This is a genomic window from Amycolatopsis pittospori (assembly GCF_013870525.1).
Lineage (GTDB): Bacteria > Actinomycetota > Actinomycetes > Mycobacteriales > Pseudonocardiaceae > Amycolatopsis > Amycolatopsis pittospori.
Map to the genome: position 1 here is coordinate 58,807 of NZ_JACBXD010000006.1, position 16,474 is coordinate 75,280.

The following is a 16,474-nucleotide window of genomic DNA, read 5'->3' on the forward strand; positions in this document are numbered from 1 at the left end:
GCGGTCCTCCACCTCGACGGAGACGGCGCCGCCTTACTTCGACCGGCCGATCGAGGGAGGCGGGATGGGAGCCAGACTGATGTTCGACGTTCCGACAGGCAGGCACGCGCGGCTCAACCAGGTCGACCGCGGCGTGGTGGCGCTACGTCGCGCGGCATCGGCACTGCGTGCCGCGCCGAAACGCATGGCCGCGCTGGTAGCGGCCACGACCAGCCTGGGTTTCGCCCTTGGCTTCATGATCGCGGGAGTGCTGCTGTGACCGAAACCCAGGCCGACCAGGCCACGACCGATGCCGCTCAGGAGTCCGGCGAGGAGACCTTCGCGGCCATGATCGAGAACCCGGACGTGGACACGCCAGTGTTCAACGAGACGGTGTACGACCTGCGTGGTCAGCTGCCCTCCTTGGCCGCTCACGTCCCGCCGGCTGCGCCGGAAGAGGCCAGCGATCAGACCGCAGACGACAGCGGCGACGGTGATCAGGGCTGAGCGCGGCGCGCAACCGAACCCACGATTGCCCCGGCGGCTGCGGCCGACAGGTCCGGTCCGAGTTCTTCGCGTGCCGGGGCTGCTGGCTGCGGCTTCCGGAATCGCAACGCGAGGCCATCGTTACCTCAAACAAGCGCAACACCACCGCTCACTCGGTCGCGATGTACAACGCGCACGAGTGGTACCGGACCCATCCCCTCGGCGTTCGGGTCGGTGGTCAGTGATTGTCCAGGCCGAAGACGTACTACCACTTCACGTGTGATCACGGCGCCCAAGGCATCGCGCGGACCGGTCTCCTGTTGCCGCACAAGCATCCGCTGCTCAGTAAGAAGCTGGTCTGGCTGACCGACCTTGCCGTACCGGATCGCTGGAGCCTCGGACTCACGTCGAACTGGATCGCCTGTGATCGAACGCTGAATCGAGCGTCCGTCCAATCGACGGCCACGATCGTGCCGTGGCGGGGGTGGGCACTCCTGTACGACGTGCCCGAGCTGCTACTTGAGGTGCTGGAGGACAACTCACGCCCCGATCGCTGGTGGGTCTCGGAGACACCGCTCCGGATCAGCGACCTTTCTCCGACGGCCCAGCCTGGCGACCAACGGAGGGCGTCATGACCGCCGGGTTCCTGGACGTCCCGGTCATCCTCCCCGCCGATGCGCCCCACGAGGACTGGCTGTTCGCACGTACCTTCGGGCTCGGCGGGTCCGACGTGGCCGCTGCTTGCGGACTCAGCCCGTGGAAGACCCCGTTCCAGCTCTGGCTGGAGAAGACCAGACGGATCGAAGTCGAGTTCGACGAGGCGGCCACCGAACGGATGCACTGGGGCACGGTGCTCGAACCGGTCCTGATGCGGGAATGGGACGAGCGGCATCCCGAGTACGTGCTGACCGGCGGCGCGGGTGTCTACGCCGACCGCACGCACGCCTGGATGCTCGCGAACGTCGACGGCCTGGCGTGGGAGTTCTCCGGCGAGCTGGCCGGGATCGTCGAGGCGAAGACCGGTGGGCACCGCTCGGCGGCCGAGTGGGCCGACGATGGCGTGCCGATCCATTACGTGTGCCAGGTCCAGTGGTACATGCACCTGCTCGGCGCTCCCCGGACGTTCCTCGTCGCGCTGCTGGACACGAACACCTATCTCGAACGGATCGTCGAGCGAGACGACGATCTGATCGGGGACCTGATCGACGGCGCGATCGAGTTCTGGAGTCACGTTCAGCGCGACGAGCCGCCACCTGCCGACCCTTCGGAGAACACTCGGCGGGCGTTGTCGCGCTGGCCGTCTACTCCCGGAGAGACGGTCGACCTCGATCCGTTGTGGCACAAGCACCTCGCGCGCCGCCATGAGCTGAGCGAGCAGATCAAGCTGCTTGAGTCGGAGCGCACGGCCATCGACAACCGGCTGCGCGCCGAGATGGGCGAGGCCGAGGTCGCGCAGCTCGACGGCGCCAAGGTCGCCACTCACAAGGCTCCGGCAAAGCCGTCGCGGACCGTCGACTACGCGGCCTTCGCCGCCGAGGAACCCGACCTGTACAGCGCCTTCGTCACCGAGCGGCCACCGAGCCGCCGACTGACCTACCCCACGACAGCCAGGAGGGATCAGCAGTAGGTACCGCGAACACCAACGCCAAGGCCGCACTCGCCCAACGCAAGACCACGGTCGCGCAGGGAGGCGGCGGCGACATCCGGACCTTGATCGAGCGGCAGAAGCCGGAGATCGCCCGCGCCTTGCACGGCACCGCTTTGAATCCGGAGCGGTTCACGCGGGTCGCGTTGACCGTGATCAAGCAGAACAACGACCTGATGCGGTGTCGCCCCGAATCGCTCCTCGGCGCGCTCATGACCTCCGCGCAGCTCGGGCTCGAACCCGGCCCGCTCGGCGAGGCGTACTTGGTTCCTTACGGGGACCAGGTGACGTTCATCCCCGGTTACCGGGGACTGATCAAGCTCGCCTGGAACTCCGGCCAGTTGCGCAACATCTCCGCGCGTGTCGTGCACGAGGCCGACGAGTTCGAGTACTCCTACGGCCTGCACCCGGACCTCGTCCACCGTCCCGCGCGCGGCGACCGCGGGGGCATCACCGATGTCTACGCCGCCGCGACGCTCGTCGAGGGCGGCGCGGAGTTCGAGGTCCTGGACGTCGGCGCCGTCGAAGCCATCCGAGGCCGCTCCCGCGCGAGCAAACGGGGGCCGTGGGTCACCGACTGGGAGGCGATGGCCCGTAAGACGGCCGTTCGCCAGCTCGCCAAGTGGCTGCCGATGGCCACGGTCATGAACCGCGCGATCGCGGCCGAAGGCACGGTCCGGACCGACCTGGACGCCGACGCGCTCGACGACCTCACCGCCGACATGGACGGGGAGGTGATCGACCCCGAGCCCGCCGACGAACCCGGCCAGCTGGAGCCACCGCCCGACGAAGCCTCGACCGAGGAGCCGACCACCCCATGAAGCGCGCCACCGACACCATCCGGCTGATCACCACCGCCTTGCTTTGCATCAGCGCAGGAATCAGCCTCGCCCAGAACGTCCGGCAGCTCGTCCGCGAGGAAGCCGCCGCAGCGCAGGAAGAGGAACGCCCGTGACCGACACCGACACCCAGACCGAGCAGAAGGCCGAGCCGCGCGACTTCGCCGCGTTCCTGATGGAACACCGCCGGGGTAAGAGCCACACGGAGCTGTCCGAGGCGCTGCGCGATCTCGTTGTGGCTGTGGAGGAAACCCGTAAGGCCGGGACGCTCACGTACACGCTGAAGATCAAGCCGCAGGAGCGCACGCCCGGCGCGGTCATGGTTGCCGACCAGATCAAGTGCAGCCTGCCGGAACACGAGCGCTCCGAGTCGATCTTCTTCGCCACCGAGACCGGCGAACTCATCCGCAACGACCCGCGCCAGACCGCGCTGTTCACCGACTAGGAGACCTCGTGCCGAACACCAACGACCAGACCGCCGCCGTGGTCGCCGACATCCAGCGCCGCGCAGACGAGGCCACCCCGCCACAGCCGTTCGAGCTGGCGCCCGAGAAGTCCGTGGTCGTCCGCACGCTGCGCAACGACGAGCGCGTGGACACGACCGACCTCGAAAGCCTGCTCGACCAACCTCGGCGTCCGCGAGGCACCGCGCTGCTCACCGATCCGAGCGACTTCGCCGCCTACGTCGCCCGTCTGGCAACGACGTCGACGACCGTGTGGGCCGACCAGGACAACCTGAAGGTCACCGCCACCTTCAACGACCACGCCAACGGATTCAGCGCCGGATGGCGCGACCACCAAGCCGTGCTCAAGCTCAAGCACGACGAAGACTGGAAGGCATGGCTCCGGCGAGACGGCACGCTGATGGACCAGGAGGACTTCGCCGAGCACCTGGAAGACCGCGCGCACACCATCGTCAACCCGGACACCGCGACGATGCTGGAGATCGCGTTGACCTTCCAGACGCGGCGCAACGCCTCGTTCTCCCGTGGAGCGCGGCTGAACTCCGGCGATGTCCAGCTCGCGTGGAGCGAGGAGACCACCGCCAAGGCCGGAGCGAGCGGGCGGCTGGAGGTGCCCGCGGAATTCACCATCGCGGTCGCCCCGTTCTTCGGCCTGCCCGCGACCGAGGTCACCGCCCGGCTGCGCTGGCGCATCCGAGAAGGACAGCTCGGTATCGGCTACCGGCTCGACCGTCCGGATCTCGTCCACCGCAAGGCGTTCGCCGACGTTCGCCAGATGCTCGCCGACACGCTGGACGCTCCGGTTCTGCTGGGCTCCGCTCCCCACATCGAACCTGTCTACTGACCACCCACCAACGGGGAAAGGCCCGCTGTGCCCCGCATCCGCACGATCAAGCCGAGCTTCTTTCGGTCCGAGGACGTGGCGGCGCTGCCATTGCGTGCGCGCCTGACATGGATCGGTCTCTGGACGCATTGTGACGACCAGGGCCGCACCAAGGACAACGCGAGGCTGATCAAGGGCGACATCTGGCCACTGGACGACGTGTCGCTCGCCGACATCGAAGAGGACCTGGAAACGCTGGCCGCCCACGAGCGCATTGTGCGCTACACCGTGGGCGGTCGGCGCTACCTGGCGATCGTGAATTGGCACGACCACCAGAGCATCCAGAAGCCCACGCCTTCGAAGCTGCCACCCGTCGAAGAGGGCACACCGTTGCCTGTCCGGTCCTCGGCCATGAGGGCTACTGGAGACCTACCGGAGGAAACAGCCGGTTATCCCCAAACCGCAGGTACAGAGCCTCCACCACCACTACAGGAGGACTCCGGTAGCCCTACCACGGGGAAAGGAAAGGAAGGGAAGGGAAAGGAAGGGAGGGCGCGCGGGCGCGAGGCGGGCGGCGACGTCCCGCCGTCGCGATGCTCGGCGCACCGTCTCGACGAGAACCCGCCGCCGTGCCGAGCTTGCGCCGAAGCACGCGAGGCCCGGAAGCGCTGGGACACCGCCACCGCCGCACGCATCGCCGCCCGGCGCACCGACGACCAGCGGGCACGCGCCGCCGATCGAGCGCGAGCCATCGCGGCCTGTGGCATGTGCGACGACAACGGCTACGTCGAGACCGTCTTGTGCAACCACGACCCCGGCGCACGGGAACGCGCCGCACGCGGCATGGACCTCGTCCGCGCCGCGATGAAGTCCCGCACCGACACGACGACAGCCAAGGGTGATCACCTGTAGAAAGCACCACCCGAACCCGAGCACAGATCGGGCGGGCCAACCGCGACAAGGGCATCCGCGCCGAACGCGACGTCGCCCGGTTCCTTCGGCAGCACGGCTGGCCGGCTGCGGAGCGCAAGGTTGACAACGGCTGGCGCAGCGGCGACCGGACCAGCGCCGACCTCGGCGATGTCCGGGGAACTCCGCGCCTGGTCTGGCAGGTCAAGGCCCGCGCCGACCTGTCCACACTCGACGTCGCCGTGATCCTCGGCCAAACCACCGAGCAGGCCGTGGCCGCCGGAGCCGACTACGGCGTGCTGGTGCAGCGCCGCGATGGCAAGAGCGATCCCGGCGACTGGTGGGCGTGGCTGCCCGCCGGAGACCTCGCCGCGCTCATCGAGACAGCCCGCGACCCTGAGATCGTGCGGGCCGCCGATCCCCGTCACACGATGCCGGTCCGGCTGGAGCTGGCCGACCTGCTGCCGCTGCTGCACGCGGCCGGATACGGGGAACCGCAATGACCCACCGGCGGCCTCCGACGTCCTGGCCCGAACTCGTCTTCATCGCGATGTGCCTGCTGTGCCTCGTCGTCTTCGCGGTGCTCTGGGTGGTGCTCGGATAGTGGCCGAACGTACCTGTGTCACCGGCTGCGGACGCCCCACCCACGACATGCTGTGCGGCGGCTGCCTCGCCGAACTGCTCGGCGCTCTCCGCGAACTCGTCTCACGCGACGGCGAACGAGGTCTGATCGCCGAGCTGGGCATCACCCTGTCCCGGCAGCACACGATGGCCGCCAGCAGCGACGCCACCGCCGCCTCGGCCAGCATGCCGATGCCCTTCCACGAAGGAGCCAGCGAAATCAGCTGGGTCCTCGCCTCCACGATCTCGACCTGGGCGCGCGAGGTGCACGAGTGCAACCCGCACCTGCTCCCGCCGACCGGGTCCACCGCGGGCACGGTCCGATGGCTACTCGGACTGCCCGGACTGCTCGCACTGCACCCGGCCGCCGACGAGCTGCACGACGAGATCACTCACGTCGTCGCTCGGGTCCGCCGGGTCATCGACCGCCCACCCGACCGGATCTACGCCGGACCGTGTGACGCGCTGGTCGACGGCGAGAGGTGCCCCGATCACCTCTACGCGCGCCCCGGCCAGCGCCGGGTGCAGTGCGGCAGCTGCTCCACCGAACACGACGTCGAAGAGCGACGGACCTGGATGATCCAGTACGCAGTCGACCTCCGGGTCACCGCGCCCGTCGCGTTGGGCTGGGCGCGGCTACTCCTGGGGAAGACCATCCCGCGCGGCACCTGGGACTCCTGGGTGAGCCGAGGTCGGATCGTCCCGCACGGCACCAACGCGCGGGGCCGCCCGGTGTTCAGGTTCGGCGACGTCCGCGACCTCGCGCTCTCCCACGCCAGTAAGCCACGCCACACCGCGTGATCTTGCCTTGCCAACGCCCTGACCTGCGTGCAAGATCGGTGACATCACCGTCCGGAAATGTGGCTACAGCCCCGGACAACCATCCCGTAAGTCCCGTTCAACAGGCTCTCCAACCGCTGAAGCAGGGCCGGGATCTCGCCATACCGGATCTCCAGGTGAGGTCCATAGGTGATCACCGGGAGATGCACGTTCGCGCGACCCGAGTCGAGCGTGATCGCGCACGGGCCGACCGGACGATGCGAGCCCTCCCGGTACGTCCTCGTGGTCATGATCAGCTTCAACGAGACCACGAGACCGGGCAGCGCCTCCTCAGGGCAGGAGAAGCCGGTCGTCGGGAATGTGCTCAGGTCGGCGGCCTCGCCCCGATGCAGGTAGAAGCTCTCGCGACGGACCTCGACATGCCACGCGCCCGCCTCCGGCGGCATATCCAGGATCGCGCCCATCAGCCTCGCGCCTCGGATTCCACAGTCATGACGGCAAGCGTCTTGCCCTGGTTGTCCAGCAGCTCGACCCGGTACGGTCCGCCGGCTGCGGCGCCGATGTCCTCGCCACGGAGCTTGTCCGGCAGCTCGTAGTCAGGCGCGACAGGCTTACGGTGGCTTTCCGCCCAACGGTCGGCGGTCTCGTCGTAGGCATGGATCACGAGGGCCGTAGGGAAGCCGAACCTTTCGCCCGCCGCGTACCGACGCACGGTGCTCTCCGACAGCACGATCGTGCTACCCGACCAGGCCGCAGGCAGGTGCCCGTCTTGCACGAGCTGATGGACACGCGAGCGGCTGTGACCCAGGATCTCGGCGGCTTCGGGTACCGAAACCAGCCGGGGTATCGATGGGTCTCGTATCATCCGGGTGTCTCCCTGCCTTGTTGACGCCTTGCAGGAAGACACGATAGCCCCGGCCGCCACGCGACCGGGGCTGTCGCCTGTCACAGGATGTTCACCTCACTCACTCGTGGAAGTAGGGGTTCTTTCCCGCGCGCCCCCGGCCTGCCCGGATGTTCAGACAGTTCTGGCAGTCGATGGCATCGGACGTCTGCTCGGTCCATCCGTCCTGCGAACGTGCAGAGCACAGAGGGTTGACGGACCCGCTGCGGTAAGCAGCGTGCGTCCGCGCGCCCAGATGCGAAGCGATCCGGACGTTCGGCCCGGTCGGGTCGAGCCGCCTAACGCCGACCACCCGCTGCGTGGACGTCGACATGCCGTCCTCGAAAATCCCACGGTTGACCACGCCCAGAGCGGTGTCCTGAGCCTTCGCCGGATCGTCCACGGTCACGTGCACCGTGTGGCGAATTTCCTCGATCACGAGGACTTCGTACTTCACAACTTCTCCTACAGGGGAATGCGGATGGCCTCTTCGGCGGCGGAATTGAGCAGGTACGCGGGCAAGGTCTCCCTTCCCTCGGACAGCGCCCGGTAGATCCGGTGCCACCCGTCGATCGGGAACAAGCCGAAGTCCTCGCCGGATGGACTCCTCAGCGGCGCGATGATGAGTGGATCGCTGAGATCGGTCTTCGTCATCGCGTACTCGATGTCCACCTTGACCTCGATCAACTTGATCCGGCCTTCGGCTGCGGGCTTGAGCGTCAGGAACTGCTCCATCCCGGCCAGCGATGCGTGCTCGTGGAACGTCGCCACTGACTCGTGGACTTCCAACAGCTCCTGCGCGCGGTTGATGCACCACCGCCAGGCCGCGAAGTGGAACACCTGGCAGCCGCTGTGGACTGGCGAGTGCTTCACGGCAGATCACCCCAGCCGAACATCTCGCGCGTGGCCTGGTCGCACACGTACGGCATCGGCATGCCCTCGTGCATGTGGACCAGCGTCGGCTCGCCCCAGTGACCTTCGGACCACCGGAAGTAGCTGCCGTGCCACACCAGGCCGGGCGCAGCCGGGTGCGTCGGCTCCCGGACGTCGGTCACGTGGAAGTAGTTGCTGGATATACCGATCTGGACGATGTCGCCCACGTTCACCGACACGATCGCGAGCGTCTTATCCATCGGTGCCCGCCTCCTCGGCGAGCGGAAGGAGCGGTCCGCGGATGTTCTCGCGCAACGCTTCGTACATCGCGGTCGTGACGATCAGCATCGCCACGTCCACCGGGACACCGTGAATGTCCGCAGACTTCCTTACCGCGCGCTTGACCAGCCTTTCCCAGCGCCCGGCCTCGATCAGCATTGCGCACATCCCGCACGCCGACCAGTCGCCTCGGCTGAGGTGATCCGGCATGTGCGGCACGATGAAATCGTTCGTGGGCAACACCGCGACAGGCTTGTCACTGAAACAGAAGTCGCAGTGCCCGCGCCAGCCGTCGGGCGCTTCGATCGGTGCCGGTTCGTGGTCGGCAGTGAAATGAGCCGGGTGGACGTACCGGTCACCGGACGCGTCCGAGAACGTGTCCAGCGCGCGGCTGCATGTGCCGCAGATGATGGACTTCACGACCATCCCTCCTCATCTGCGATCTCGAACAGGAGTGCCAAGCGATCGCCCCGCCCGCTGTTGTGGTCGTCGACGAGATCCCCAACCGGAGTGTTCGCCAGTTCCACGACTTCGGGGTCCGAGTAGTCCACTCGGGACGCAGGATTTACCCGACGTACCGGTTCAGTCATGTCGTTCCTCTTCCTTGATCGCGGCGGAGAACGCCGCCGCGAGGGCCTGCAAGACGGGCTCCGCTTCGCGCCACTGCTCAGCAGTGCCCGCGTACTGGAGAAAGCCGCCGGAGAAGATCCGGACGAGATGGGTACGGCCGTCCGCGAAGACGACCGTCCCCTCAACCCGCACCGGGCGGCGGCACTTGCCGCTGGTCATTCGCCGACCTCCCACCAGTTCGCGTAGTGCGCGCCGTCGAAAGCCATGTGCAGGGCGGACAAACGATCGTCGAAGTCCTCGCGAGTCGCGATCGTGCCGCGCTCGAACTCCTCGAATACCTCCGCTGGCGGCTCGTACGCGCAGGTGCTGCACATGACCGGAACCGGAACCGGGTGGCGGGAGGCCGCCCGTTCGGCGGCCTCCCAAGTGCTGTGCTCCTCAGTCCAACCGCAGTAGCAAAATGCGGTCACCAAACGGCCGTCGGCCTCGACCTGCCGATAGCAACTCACTTGTCATCGCTCCGCGGAACGATGATGTGTCCTCGAATTTCCGCATCGACAGTGAGGACAACTGCCGCAATTCCGATGTAGTAGTCCTTGCGCTCTCGCGTGAGGTGCTCCCAACCGATTACGCCACCTCGCCCGTTCGCACAGTCGTTGCTGCCGTAGTAGGCAGCGCGGCCCACCTTGTCGGCCTCCTCCAAGGACAACTGCTCAATCGTCGTCGGCGACGACCAGTACGGCCTCGCCGGAAATGCCCGCTTGGGGTGCATGTTCCGGCCCATCCTGAGCTTCACTCGGGTGTCTCCCTTGCTGGAGTCCTGCCTTGTTGACCAACTCAGAATGCAAGTCTGCTTGGACTATCGTCCACCGTGTGTGATCTACTTCACATCTGGTGGACACTGGTCCAGCCTCAAGGGACATTTGTGGTGTCAACAAGGCAGCAACCCCAGGGAGACACCCAGTGGCACATGAGCTTGAACAGTTCGCCGATGGCAGTACCGCATTCGCTGCCGCCCGTGAGCCGGGCTGGCACCGGCTCGGCATCGTGGCCCCCGGTCCGATGACCGCACAGGAAGTGCTGGACCTCGCCCAGTTGTCCAACTGGAATATCCGGAAGTCGCTCGGCCTCACCGCAGTGGTGCCCGGTGAGAAGTGCCAGGAGTGCAACCGAAAGATCGGTGCCAAGCACACCTTGAAGTGCCCCGTTCCGCAGGAGCCGGACCGTGGTTCCGATGATCTGGTGGTGTCCGAAGAGGACACCGCACAGCTTCTCCCCGTGGATGGGTGGGTGAGCACCTACCGGACTACTCCCGTCACCGGGGAGCTACAGAACCTCGGCATCGTGTCCGGTGAATACCCGATCATTCAGCCGGAAGAGTTCGCCGAGTTCATGCAGACCATTGTGGACACCTCCGGTGCAGTTTTCGACACCGGAGGATCGCTCCGCAATGGTCGGGACATCTTCCTTACCATGCAACTTCCGCAGGCCGTGACCATCGGTGGTGTCGATGAGATCGGCCTGTTCATGGCCGGTTTCAACAACTACTCCGGACAGGGAAAGCTCAAGTGTGTCACCACCCCGGTCCGGGTGGTGTGTGCCAACACTGAAAGGGCTGCACTCCGGAACTTCCGCAGTGAGTACACCTTCCGGCACAGCAAGGGGCTACAGGGCCGGATCGCCGAAGCCCGTGAAGCCCTCAAGATCAATTTCGAGTGGACAGAGGTGTTCAAGGCCGAAGCCGAAAGCATGATCAACACCAAGATGTCGGCTGACACCTTCGGTGACCTGATCAAGGCCGTGTGGCCGGAAAAGTTCTCGAAGCCCCTGGATGACTGGAAAAAGCCCGAGCATGACCACTGGGACTCGCTCAATGGTCTGTTCAAGAATGCCGACACCCAGGAGAACATCCGGGGCACCGTGTGGGCCGGTTACAACTCCATCACCGAGTACCTGGACTGGGAGATCCCGATCCCCGGAGTCGGCACTGATGCCGCCGAACTGGCCAGGGCTGACCGTGCTTTCCTCGGTCAGTACAACAAGCTCAAGCACACCGCTTTTTCCAAGTCCCTCGACATCGTGGCCGCCAAGTGACCCACCGTGCCGCTCAGTGCCCCTCTGCCGAACAGGCAGGGGGGCACTGCCCTATCCCGGAACCTCTTGCCGCTGGTGTATTTCCGGCCGCTGAGTGCCCCGTACAGGGGTGTATCTCCGTCCCGCCGGTGTCCCCACCCCTGGTGTATTTCCGTTGCCCTGTAGGGCAGACAGGGGGCAAGGCATGCCGTACCGTGCCCCCGCACCGTGCGCCGTGCCCGGTTGTGGTGAGCCTGCCCCCGGTGGGGGCCGCTGTGCCGATCATGCACAGCAGGCCGCTACCCGCCGTCGGCTCGACCCTGCACAGCAGGGGTACCGCACAGCAGGACACCGGGCATTCCGTACCGCAGTGCTCACCCGTGACCCCGTGTGCAGGTGTGCCGATGGGTGCCCGCAGCATGAGGGCCGACCGTGTGGACAGCCGTCCACAGTGGCCGATCACTGGCCAGTCACCCGCCGATCGCTGGTCCGGCAAGGGCTCGACCCCAACCGGCCCGAGCATGGCCGGGGCTTGTGCCAGGCATGCCACAACCGGCACACCTCCCGGCACCCCGCCACCCGTGGAGGAGCTTGGTAGGCAGGAGCACGCCGGACGAGGCCGGGGCACCTGGTCCATGCCGGCACTTCCCGGCCGCGCCCGTCGACGACCCCAGGGGGTTACCCCTCCCCCCAGGGGCAAAAGCCGATCGTCAGCCAGGCCCGTCCGTGTGCCGACACATTTCCGACACCCGCCGTGCACGTCGACCGGGAGGTGGTAGCCGGTGGCCATCAACCCGACCGCCGACCAGACCGCCCCGGTGCTCATCGACGGGGTGACCCCGTCGGCCGAGATCCGGGAGGAGCTGGCCCGCAAGGGCATTCCCGTGCTGCTGGCGTTCAGCCGGGGGAAGGACTCGCTCGCCGCTTGGCTCGCCCTTCGGGACGCGGGCGTGGAGATCCGTCCGTTTCACCTGTACCTCGTGCCGGGTCTGGAGTTCGTGGACGAGTCTTTGGCGGACTACGAGAAGTTCTTCGGAACCACGATCCCGCAGCTTCCACACCCGAGCCTTTTCCGGTGGCTGAACAACCTCACGTTCCAAGTCCCGGAACGGCGATTGATCATCGAAGCCGCGCAGCTCCCCGAGCCGGACTACGTCGAGATCTCGCGGGTGCTGTGCAGCGAGTACTACGACCTCGACCCGGACATCACCTTCACCGCCGACGGCATCCGTGCCGCGGACTCGCCGAACCGTCGCACGGCGATGAAGGGCCACGGCCCCCTCCGGCCGCACGTGATGAAGGTGAGCCCGGTATGGGATTGGCGCATCCGGCACGTCCGGGCCGCGCTGGCTGACAACCGATGTCCACTGCCGGTCGACTACGAATTGTTCAACCGAACCTTCGACGGCCTGGACCTCCGGTTCCTGGCGCCGATCAAGGAGCGCTTTCCTCGGGACTACGAGCGCATCTTGGAGTGGTTCCCGCTGGCAGACCTGGAGCTGTTCCGTGCCGGACTCTAACGACGACCTGATGGCCCAGCTCGCCGGAGCAGCCGCCCCGATGGGCGGATCGAATGCTGATCTCCTGGCGCAGCTCAACGCGGACCCGGAGCCGGACCCACTGGCCGATGTCGAGTACACCGGCGATGTACCGGAGGACTCCCGTAGGGAGCTGACAGCCCTACAGCAAGGGTTCAGGGACCGCGCGAAGCGCGAAGCCGAAAGGTTCCGTCTCGCCACGGACTCCGAGTACTGGATCGCCGTGTGCTTCAAGACCCGAGAGGACAAAGAGAAGTTCCTCCGGAACGCGAAGCTGCTTCCCATCGGCGACAAGTACATGGACGGCTATGCCGTAGCCAAGGTGCTCGGCGTACCGATGGAAGACGACTAGAGGAAGGAGGAGAGCACACATGCGTCGTTCGCTCGTCAACGTCAGCGGAGCCATGATCCGTGGCGCGGCCCGTCGCCTCGGCATTCGCGCGGCGGGCGCGGCCGGTGGCCGCAGCTCCGGCACCTAGCCGCTAATGTTGGTGGTGAGGCCCACGTGCCCGCAGTGGACCTCACCACCGGCTATCCACGGACCATGTCGGCACCCATTTCCCTACGAATCTCTTCAATTAGAGCATTCCCAGCATTATGCATCGCGTCCGCCAAGGGTTTGGCTACTTCTTTGTATTGGGTATACCCCCTCCTAAGAGAGGCGATAAGTCTCTCGCCACTTGCTTCAAACTCGGTCAGAGCTCCCAGTACGTCATCACCGCCCAGGACGTAAAGAGGAGAATCTATCTCATCCAGACGGTTGAACAACTGCTCCAGTTCGTCGCACTTTATGGGTTCGCGGTAGACCTGATCATTCAGGTAGACCTCTGGCCGAGTATTTGGAATCGCGTGATCCACGCGGTTGATTATCGCGATGATCTCAAGGTAGATCGGCAATCGATGTTCATAGTGGAGCTTTTCTCGCTCTAGCCGCAAATCGTGCTCAAGCTCCGCCCGTTGACGGCGCCCGGCGTGGGCAGTCGTGAAAAGTGTAGTCAATGTTGCGCCAAGCATGGCGAGGACGCCACCTACTGACGTCGCTGCTAACTGGCTCCACCACGGCGAAGTTGACATACGGCTAATCCTAGGAAAGAAGGTGACCAGTGGGAGCACGTGGAGCCAAGCCGAAGCCGACCGCTCTCAAGGTGCTCCACGGCGACCGCCCCGACCGGATCAACCACGCTGAGCCGATCCCGCCCGAGAATGAGGTCACCGCGCCCGAGGAGCTGTCCGACGACGCCCGCGCCGTGTGGGACCGGCTCGCGCCCGGCTTGATCGCCGTCGGCGTGCTCACTGCGTGGGACGTCGACGCTTTCGTCATCGTGTGCGAGGCGCTGGCCCGGTACCGGCAGGCAACGAAGCTCGTGAACGGCTCTGCGCTGCTGGTGCAGGGGCCGAACGGCTTCGTGAAGAACCCCGCGCTGATTGTGCAGCGCGAGGCCGAGACGACGTTCGCGCAGTACGGCGCGAGGTTCGGGCTCACCCCGTCCGATCGTTCGCAGCTGAAGGTTGACGCCCCCGGTGCCGCCAAGGGGCCGAGCGCCGAGCGCCTCCTCTCGTAAGCCCCGGCTGCCGGAGTGCGGCTTCACCCTTGATGGGCGGACCTGCCGCAAGCGCGGCGATCACTTCTGCCGACCGCGCGCCGCGCATGCCGTCGCGTTCTGCTCCGAGCTGTGTGTCCACACGAAGGACAAGTGGGCTCGCCGGCCGTTTGAACTCGCGCCGTGGCAGCGCAAGGACATCATCGAGCCGCTGTTCGGCGAGGTCACGTGGGACCCCGATTGGGAGTCCTACGTCCGCCGGTACCAGATCGGCTGGATCGAGCTGGCGCGGAAGAACGGCAAGAGCGAACTGCTGGCGTTCATCGCGCTCTACCTCCTCGTCGGCGACGGCGTGGAGGGCGCGGAGATCTACGGCTGCGCGATGGACCGGGGCCAGGCCGCGAAAGTGTTCGATGTCGCGGCGCGCATGGTGAAGCTCTCCCCGGTCCTGTCGTCACGCCTGGTTGTGAAGGACCACATCAAGCGGATCATCGACGAACGCACCGGCAGCTACTACGAAGTCGTCGCGGCCGACGCGGCAGGAAACCTCGGACACAACCCGCACGGCGTCGTCTTCGACGAGGTGCTGACCCAGCGGGACGCCCGGCTGTGGGACGCCATGCGGACCGGTATGGGCACCCGCGCGCAGCCCATGATGATCGCCGCCACCACGGCCGGAGATGACCCGGCCAGCTTCGCCCGCTCCGAGCACGACGAGTGCGTCCGCATCCAGGACGACCCGGACCGCGCCCGGCACCGCTTCGCCTACGTCCGCAACGTCCCCGAAGACGCCGACCCCTGGGACGAAAAGAACTGGCCGCTGGCCAACCCCGCGTTGGGCGACTTCCTCTCGATCCGCTCGCTACGGCAGGAAGCTGCCGAGGCGAAGAACGACCCGAGCAAGGAAAACGCCTTCCGGCAGTACCGGCTCAATCAGTGGGTCCAGCAGGCTCACCGCTGGATGCCGATGCACCTGTACCGGCAGTGTGCCGGGACCGTCGCCCCGGCCCCGGACTGGTTGCGCGCCGAGCTGGCGGGCCGCCGGGCCTACGGCGGTCTCGACCTCGCGGCCAAGCTCGACATGACGGCGTGGTCGCTGCTCGTTCCTGACGGTCTCGACGGCAAGCCGTCGATGCTCTGGCGGTTCTGGCTGCCCGAATCCGCGGTGACGTTCCTCGATAGCCGGACCAACGGCCGCGTCTCCCAGTGGGCCGACGGCGGATGGATCACCGTCACGCCCGGCGACGTCATCGACTACGACGTCATCTACGCCGACATCGCCGCCGACTGCACCACGTTCAAGATCATGGCGGCCGGATACGACGAGTGGTCCGGCGAACCGGTCCGGCAGGCGATCCAGAAGAAGACCCGCCTCGACCTCGCGCCGATCCCGCAGACCTACCGGGGGCTCACGTTCGGCATGACCGAGCTGATGGCGCTCACGAAGTCGCGCGGCTGGAGCCATCACGCGAACCCCGTTTCGGCGTGGTGCTTCGACGCGGTCGAGGTCCGCCACCCGCCCGGAGACGCGGACCAAATTCGGCCGGACAAGCCCGACCGCCAGGCGGTTGGGAAACGCATCGACGCTGTGCCGACCGCCGCGATGGCGATCACCAGGTGGCGCGAGCTGGCGCAGAAGCACAATCGCTCGGGCCGGATGGTGGTCCGTTAGGACGGCAGGTCATCCAACGGGTCCTTGCCATTCTTTAGGTCATCGAACTGCTCAAGCGTCTTGTAGGCGAACGGCCTACGCCAAGAAAGAGGTGGCCTATGCCACGCAGCTCGGGCATACCTCACTTGCTCATTCGCCTGGGATGCTATTTCCGGCGGCGAACTCCGAGGGGTCCTATTTTCTAGGATCCCCAGTCCGCGTCGAAGGAACTCGGTCGTCACGTTCCAGCGCAGGAACTCAACATGGTAAGCGACGCCTAGCGAGCTATCTATAGTCGCACGGAGTGTCGAGGTCACCTTTTCTAAATCATCCTCGCTGTCGACTTCGCGAGCTAGAAGTATGGTCAAAAGCATATGTCGCTGAAAATCTCGGCGATTTCGAAAGCTCTCGACAATCCGATCCTTCCTAGCCTCCAGGCGCGGCTTGGCTGCGTACTCGATCAGCAGAGTGACAACGGCTGCGGTGATGGCACTGATCACCGCAGCCTGAACGGGCAAGG

General features: G+C 66.2%; 25 protein-coding genes and 1 pseudogene. 16 read left to right on the forward strand and 10 right to left on the reverse strand.

Features of this window, described 5'->3' with window-relative positions; translation table 11 throughout:
• The first annotated feature begins 64 nt into the window (after window positions 1–64).
• The 11 genes and pseudogenes from H5J31_RS04990 (at window position 65) to H5J31_RS05040 (ending at window position 6,567) form a co-directional block, all read left to right on the forward strand.
• Entirely contained in the window at window positions 65–259 is a 195-nt protein-coding gene (locus tag H5J31_RS04990; RefSeq protein WP_181771253.1) for a hypothetical protein, read from the forward strand.
• The gene (locus tag H5J31_RS04995; protein WP_181771254.1) at window positions 256–486 is read left to right on the forward strand and encodes a hypothetical protein; all 231 of its coding nucleotides are present in this window, start codon (window positions 256–258) and stop codon (window positions 484–486) included. The genes H5J31_RS04990 and H5J31_RS04995 overlap by 4 nt, the downstream gene beginning before the upstream one ends.
• A gap of 224 nt (window positions 487–710) precedes the next feature.
• On the forward strand, window positions 711–1,100 hold the full coding sequence (locus tag H5J31_RS05000; protein ID WP_181771255.1) for a hypothetical protein: 390 nt from the start codon (window positions 711–713) through the stop codon (window positions 1,098–1,100).
• Window positions 1,097–2,092, forward strand: a complete 996-nt coding sequence (locus H5J31_RS05005) for a YqaJ viral recombinase family nuclease (RefSeq protein ID WP_181771256.1) — start codon at window positions 1,097–1,099, stop codon at window positions 2,090–2,092. Before H5J31_RS05000 ends, H5J31_RS05005 begins: the two co-directional genes overlap by 4 nt.
• 23 nt (window positions 2,093–2,115) lie before the next feature.
• Window positions 2,116–2,931: pseudogene (locus H5J31_RS05010) on the forward strand (recombinase RecT); the annotation flags it as partial.
• Complete coding sequence (locus H5J31_RS05015; RefSeq protein ID WP_181771257.1) at window positions 2,928–3,065, forward strand: hypothetical protein; 138 nt, start codon at window positions 2,928–2,930, stop codon at window positions 3,063–3,065. The pseudogene H5J31_RS05010 and the gene H5J31_RS05015, both read left to right, overlap by 4 nt.
• Window positions 3,062–3,394, forward strand: coding sequence for a hypothetical protein (locus H5J31_RS05020; protein WP_181771258.1), 333 nt, complete (start codon window positions 3,062–3,064; stop codon window positions 3,392–3,394). The genes H5J31_RS05015 and H5J31_RS05020 overlap by 4 nt, the downstream gene beginning before the upstream one ends.
• A gap of 8 nt (window positions 3,395–3,402) precedes the next feature.
• Window positions 3,403–4,257: a YfdQ family protein gene (locus tag H5J31_RS05025; protein WP_181771259.1), complete on the forward strand. Its 855-nt coding sequence runs from the start codon at window positions 3,403–3,405 to the stop codon at window positions 4,255–4,257.
• 27 nt (window positions 4,258–4,284) lie between these two features.
• Complete coding sequence (locus H5J31_RS05030; protein WP_181771260.1) at window positions 4,285–5,148, forward strand: hypothetical protein; 864 nt, start codon at window positions 4,285–4,287, stop codon at window positions 5,146–5,148.
• 239 nt (window positions 5,149–5,387) lie between these two features.
• A complete protein-coding gene (locus H5J31_RS05035; protein ID WP_181771261.1) occupies window positions 5,388–5,648 on the forward strand; it encodes a hypothetical protein in 261 nt (86 codons plus the stop codon).
• A gap of 100 nt (window positions 5,649–5,748) precedes the next feature.
• A complete protein-coding gene (locus tag H5J31_RS05040) occupies window positions 5,749–6,567 on the forward strand; it encodes a hypothetical protein (protein ID WP_181771262.1) in 819 nt (272 codons plus the stop codon).
• 44 nt (window positions 6,568–6,611) lie between these two features.
• Here the strand turns inward: H5J31_RS05040 and H5J31_RS05045 are convergent, their stop codons facing one another.
• The 9 genes from H5J31_RS05045 to H5J31_RS05085 all read right to left on the reverse strand — a co-directional run bounded on the left by H5J31_RS05045 (window position 6,612) and on the right by H5J31_RS05085 (window position 9,947).
• Window positions 6,612–7,010, reverse strand: coding sequence for a hypothetical protein (locus H5J31_RS05045; protein ID WP_181771263.1), 399 nt, complete (start codon window positions 7,008–7,010; stop codon window positions 6,612–6,614).
• The gene (locus H5J31_RS05050) at window positions 7,010–7,411 is read right to left on the reverse strand and encodes a helix-turn-helix domain-containing protein (protein ID WP_181771264.1); all 402 of its coding nucleotides are present in this window, start codon (window positions 7,409–7,411) and stop codon (window positions 7,010–7,012) included. Before H5J31_RS05050 ends, H5J31_RS05045 begins: the two co-directional genes overlap by 1 nt.
• A 100-nt stretch (window positions 7,412–7,511) precedes the next feature.
• On the reverse strand, window positions 7,512–7,886 hold the full coding sequence (locus H5J31_RS05055) for a hypothetical protein (RefSeq protein WP_181771265.1): 375 nt from the start codon (window positions 7,884–7,886) through the stop codon (window positions 7,512–7,514).
• 8 nt (window positions 7,887–7,894) lie between these two features.
• Entirely contained in the window at window positions 7,895–8,302 is a 408-nt protein-coding gene (locus H5J31_RS05060; protein ID WP_181771266.1) for a hypothetical protein, read from the reverse strand.
• Window positions 8,299–8,562, reverse strand: coding sequence for a hypothetical protein (locus tag H5J31_RS05065; RefSeq protein ID WP_181771267.1), 264 nt, complete (start codon window positions 8,560–8,562; stop codon window positions 8,299–8,301). The genes H5J31_RS05060 and H5J31_RS05065 overlap by 4 nt, the downstream gene beginning before the upstream one ends.
• Window positions 8,555–9,001: a hypothetical protein gene (locus H5J31_RS05070; RefSeq protein WP_181771268.1), complete on the reverse strand. Its 447-nt coding sequence runs from the start codon at window positions 8,999–9,001 to the stop codon at window positions 8,555–8,557. The genes H5J31_RS05065 and H5J31_RS05070 overlap by 8 nt, the downstream gene beginning before the upstream one ends.
• 162 nt (window positions 9,002–9,163) lie before the next feature.
• The gene (locus H5J31_RS05075) at window positions 9,164–9,370 is read right to left on the reverse strand and encodes a hypothetical protein (protein ID WP_181771269.1); all 207 of its coding nucleotides are present in this window, start codon (window positions 9,368–9,370) and stop codon (window positions 9,164–9,166) included.
• Window positions 9,367–9,525, reverse strand: a complete 159-nt coding sequence (locus H5J31_RS05080; RefSeq protein WP_181771270.1) for a hypothetical protein — start codon at window positions 9,523–9,525, stop codon at window positions 9,367–9,369. Before H5J31_RS05080 ends, H5J31_RS05075 begins: the two co-directional genes overlap by 4 nt.
• A 131-nt stretch (window positions 9,526–9,656) precedes the next feature.
• Window positions 9,657–9,947 (reverse strand): hypothetical protein, encoded by a 291-nt coding sequence (locus H5J31_RS05085; protein ID WP_181771271.1) that lies wholly within the window; start codon window positions 9,945–9,947, stop codon window positions 9,657–9,659.
• A 167-nt stretch (window positions 9,948–10,114) separates the two neighbouring features.
• On the opposite strand from H5J31_RS05085, the gene H5J31_RS05090 reads away from it, so the two are divergent.
• The 3 genes from H5J31_RS05090 (at window position 10,115) to H5J31_RS05100 (ending at window position 13,114) form a co-directional block, all read left to right on the forward strand.
• On the forward strand, window positions 10,115–11,245 hold the full coding sequence (locus H5J31_RS05090) for a DUF932 domain-containing protein (RefSeq protein ID WP_181771272.1): 1,131 nt from the start codon (window positions 10,115–10,117) through the stop codon (window positions 11,243–11,245).
• Between the two features lie 761 nt (window positions 11,246–12,006).
• Complete coding sequence (locus tag H5J31_RS05095; RefSeq protein ID WP_207897467.1) at window positions 12,007–12,744, forward strand: adenine nucleotide alpha hydrolase family protein; 738 nt, start codon at window positions 12,007–12,009, stop codon at window positions 12,742–12,744.
• Window positions 12,745–12,754: 10 nt separating this feature from the next.
• The gene (locus tag H5J31_RS05100; protein WP_181771273.1) at window positions 12,755–13,114 is read left to right on the forward strand and encodes a hypothetical protein; all 360 of its coding nucleotides are present in this window, start codon (window positions 12,755–12,757) and stop codon (window positions 13,112–13,114) included.
• A gap of 179 nt (window positions 13,115–13,293) precedes the next feature.
• Here H5J31_RS05100 and H5J31_RS05105 read toward each other — a convergent pair whose 3' ends face one another.
• Window positions 13,294–13,836: a hypothetical protein gene (locus tag H5J31_RS05105; protein ID WP_181771274.1), complete on the reverse strand. Its 543-nt coding sequence runs from the start codon at window positions 13,834–13,836 to the stop codon at window positions 13,294–13,296.
• Window positions 13,837–13,865: 29 nt separating this feature from the next.
• Between H5J31_RS05105 and H5J31_RS05110 the strand changes: the two genes are divergently transcribed.
• Both H5J31_RS05110 and H5J31_RS05115 read left to right on the forward strand, forming a co-directional pair.
• Window positions 13,866–14,324 (forward strand): phage terminase small subunit P27 family, encoded by a 459-nt coding sequence (locus tag H5J31_RS05110; RefSeq protein WP_181771275.1) that lies wholly within the window; start codon window positions 13,866–13,868, stop codon window positions 14,322–14,324.
• A complete protein-coding gene (locus tag H5J31_RS05115) occupies window positions 14,284–15,975 on the forward strand; it encodes a terminase large subunit (protein ID WP_181771276.1) in 1,692 nt (563 codons plus the stop codon). The genes H5J31_RS05110 and H5J31_RS05115 overlap by 41 nt, the downstream gene beginning before the upstream one ends.
• The last annotated feature ends 499 nt before the right edge of the window (window positions 15,976–16,474 follow it).